The following is a 3,377-nucleotide window of genomic DNA, read 5'->3' on the forward strand; positions in this document are numbered from 1 at the left end:
TTGATGGGGGCTGACCACGCTTTTTTGTGCCCGGCACAGATCCCCTGTAGGAGCTGGCTTGCCAGCGAATGCGTCATATCAGCCAAAACATCTGTCGACTGACACACCGCCTTCGCTGGCAAGCCAGCTCCTACAGTTGATGGGGGCTGGCCATGATTTTTGTGCCCGGCGCAGACCCCTTTGTGGGGTCAGAACTGCACGGTCTGCTTGAGCATCTGCGCTGCCGGCGTGTCGCTTGGGCTGACCATCGCATAGTTATACCCACCCCCCGACCAATACTCCGCCTGCAACTCGCCATCGCGGCGACTGCCCCGGGGCAGCAGGAAGTTTTTTGGCCCTGGCGGCCGTACGTAAAAGCTGATCTTGTGCCCGCCCTGATCCTCATACACCACCATCGCCGCCGGTCCTTGCTCGGTGCTGAGCAAGCGTCCGCTGGCTGGTTTGAAGCCCGCTGCCGAGAGGTCAGGCAAGCGATGGGCCTGGGTGAAATAACGGTCGAGCCAGCCCTGCATATCGCCGTCGTCACCGGCCTTGTAGTCGGCCGGCAGCAGGCCTTGCTGGGCGATCAGGCGATAGGCCTGCAGGGCATCGGTCATCGGCAGCGGGGCACCGACCAGGGTCATCTCCCGGGCCTGCCAACCGCTGAACCCGCCGACGCTGACCGCAATCAACAGCACCGCGGCGCTCGCCAGGTGACGACGGGTTTGCCGTGTGCGGCGCTGGCGAATCAGCGCCGGGTCGAGGTCCGGGTTGGCCGGCCGCTGCAAGGCGCCGCTCAGGGCGGCGCGCAATAGTTGGGCGTCCTGTTGCCAGGCCCGTACCTGGGCGGCCACTTCAGCGTTGCCGGCCAGAAAGGTCTCCACCTGACGTCGCTCGTCATCGCTCAATTGGTGGTCGACATAGGCGTGCAGGTCCCGCTCGCTTGGGGGCATGCTGATCATTTGAGTCTCCGCAGGGAAGGGCGGGTGATTTCGCCATCGCTGAGTTGGCGCAAGGCCTGCCGCGCCCGGGACAGGCGCGACATCACGGTACCGACGGGGACATCGAGGATCTCGGCGACCTCCTTGTAGCTCAAGCCCTCGACCGAAACCCAGAGCAGCAGGGCGCGCTGTTCGGTGTTGAGCCGATCGAAGGCCTGCAGGGTCGATTGCGCGATCACGGTGCGCTCGACCGAGGGCTGCGCATCATCGCGTCCGGTAAAGAATTCGAGCATCCGCGCATAACGCCGGGAGCGCCGGTGCGCATCGAGAAACTGCCGGTACAGAATCGAAAACAACCAGGCACGCAGATCGCCCTCGGGACGTTTGTCGCCCCAGCTCGACAGCGCGCGCTCAAGGCAGCACTGCACCAGATCGTCGGCGCTGCTGGGATTGCGGGTCAATGACACCGCGAATCGTCGCAGCCGGGGAATGATTTCTCGCAGTTGTTCGTCGATATCGTTCATGAAGGCCTGACCAGTCACTACGCTGGACTAGGAAGACGCCCGGCCCCCGAGGTTATTCCACGCCTGAAAAAATAAATACCGGGCCATGGAATAAACCTGCACCGGGTGCGTCTGCTTGATTCCTCTCACTTGTGGCCGCTGGCCCAGGAGTCTTTCATGGTAGATCGCTCATCACCGCCGCCCCGGCCACCCTTGAGTGCCGCGAGCCTGACGTTGCGCCTGGCCGGTATTGCCGTGGTGGTCGCCGCAGTGGCCGGGGCCTTTGCCTACGTCAACGGCACCCTCGATCCACAACGTCTGACCCCGAAAAAGCTGATCAATGTGCTGGAAACCAACAACGGCGTGCACCCGGGCTTCCGCCGTAATCACTCCAAAGGCGTGTGCGTGATCGGCCACTTCGAGAGCAGCGGCGAGGCGCGTGCCTACTCCAGCGCCCAGGTGTTCAATGATCCGCAAACCCCGGTGGTCGGACGTTTCGCCTTGCCGGCCGGTAACCCTTATGCGCCGGACAACAGCGTGCCGATCCGCAGCCTGGCGCTGCGTTTCACCCAGGCCAACGGTCAACAGTGGCGCACCGGGATGAACAGCATGCCGGTGTTCCCGGTGGGCACGCCCGAGGCGTTCTATCAATCCAACAGGCGCAGTCGCCGGACCCGGCCACCGGCAAACCCAAACCTGGCGCCGTGCCGGCGTTCTTCGGTGCGCACCCTGAATCGGCACCCTTCCTGGCCTGGGTCAAAACCGCCAAGCCCTCCGCCAGCTACGTGACCGAAACCTACAACAGCGTCAACGCGTTTTACCTGGTGAACGCGGCCGGACAGCGGCAAGCGGTGCGCTGGAGCATGGTGCCGGTGGCGCAGGATGCGCCAGGCGCCACGGCGCCGGAGGGCGGCGACTTCCTCGAGAAAGACCTGGTCCAGCGGATCGCCGCAGGGCCGTTGCGTTGGCAGTTGAACATCACGCTGGCCAACCCCGGCGACCCGGTCAACGACGCCAGCAAGGCCTGGCCTGGCGACCGCAAAGTGGTCAACGCCGGCACCCTGGTGCTCCAGAGCACCCAGCCGCAACTCAATGGCGAATGCCGTGACATCAACTATGACCCGCTGATATTGCCCGCCGGTATCGAAGGGTCCGACGACCCGCTGCTCGCTGCGCGTTCAGCCGGTTACGCCAAATCCTACCTGCGTCGCACCAGCGAAGTCAGTCAGTTGCCCGCCGCTAAACAGGAGTCTGGTCAATGAGCGCTCATCCAAACCATTTCGCGCCGCTGGCGCGACTGCTGCACTGGCTGATGGCGCTGATGGTCATTGCCATGCTGTTCATCGGCGCAGGCATGGCCGCCTCGGTGTCCGAACGTCATGAGTGGCTGATCAATCTTCATAAACCCTTGGGCGTGGCCATTCTGTTGCTGGTGATCGTGCGCATCGTCGTGCGCTTTTCCACGCGACAGCCGCCGCTGCCGGCGGACCTGCCAGGCTGGCAAGTGCTGGCGGCCAAGGCCTCGCACTTGTTGCTGTACGCCTTGATGCTGATCTTGCCGCTGCTGGGCTGGGCGATGATCTCGGCGGCGGGAGACCCGGTGATGCTCAGCAGCTCGGTGCAATTGCCGTCGATCGTGCCGGCCAATGCGCAGCTGTTTGCGTTCCTGCGCAAGGCGCACGGCTACCTGGCGTATCTGCTGTTCCTGACGGTGTTGTTGCACCTGGCCGCAGCTTTGTTCCACGCCTGGGTACGTCGCTATGATGTGCTGGACAGCATGTTGCGCGGCAAAGACCGCACCTGATCCCTCACCGCACCCCCTGTAGGAGCTGGCTTGCCAGCGAAGGCGGCCTCAAGCCCTGCATCGCCCATGAAGACGCCTTCGCCGGCAAGCCGGCTCCTACAGGGTTCGGCGTTTTTCGCAAAAGGCCTGTACATCGGTGACAGGGTTTGG

3 protein-coding genes and 1 pseudogene are annotated in these 3,377 nt (G+C 63.8%); 2 read left to right on the forward strand and 2 right to left on the reverse strand.

Going from position 1 to position 3,377, the window contains the following annotated elements:
• Window positions 1-188: 188 nt before the first annotated feature.
• Both BZ163_RS00250 and BZ163_RS00255 read right to left on the reverse strand, forming a co-directional pair.
• Entirely contained in the window at window positions 189-941 is a 753-nt protein-coding gene (locus BZ163_RS00250; protein ID WP_128869343.1) for an anti-sigma factor, read from the reverse strand.
• Window positions 938-1,444, reverse strand: a complete 507-nt coding sequence (locus BZ163_RS00255; protein WP_128869344.1) for a sigma-70 family RNA polymerase sigma factor — start codon at window positions 1,442-1,444, stop codon at window positions 938-940. The genes BZ163_RS00250 and BZ163_RS00255 overlap by 4 nt, the downstream gene beginning before the upstream one ends.
• 156 nt (window positions 1,445-1,600) lie before the next feature.
• Between BZ163_RS00255 and BZ163_RS00260 the strand changes: the two are divergent.
• Both BZ163_RS00260 and BZ163_RS00265 read left to right on the forward strand, forming a co-directional pair.
• A pseudogene (locus BZ163_RS00260) lies at window positions 1,601-2,685 on the forward strand (catalase family peroxidase).
• Window positions 2,682-3,227 (forward strand): cytochrome b, encoded by a 546-nt coding sequence (locus BZ163_RS00265; protein ID WP_128869345.1) that lies wholly within the window; start codon window positions 2,682-2,684, stop codon window positions 3,225-3,227. The pseudogene BZ163_RS00260 and the gene BZ163_RS00265 overlap by 4 nt, the downstream one beginning before the upstream one ends.
• Window positions 3,228-3,377 lie beyond the last annotated feature (150 nt).

The sequence above is a fragment of the Pseudomonas sp. VI4.1 genome (genome assembly GCF_002029345.1).
Lineage (GTDB): Bacteria > Pseudomonadota > Gammaproteobacteria > Pseudomonadales > Pseudomonadaceae > Aquipseudomonas.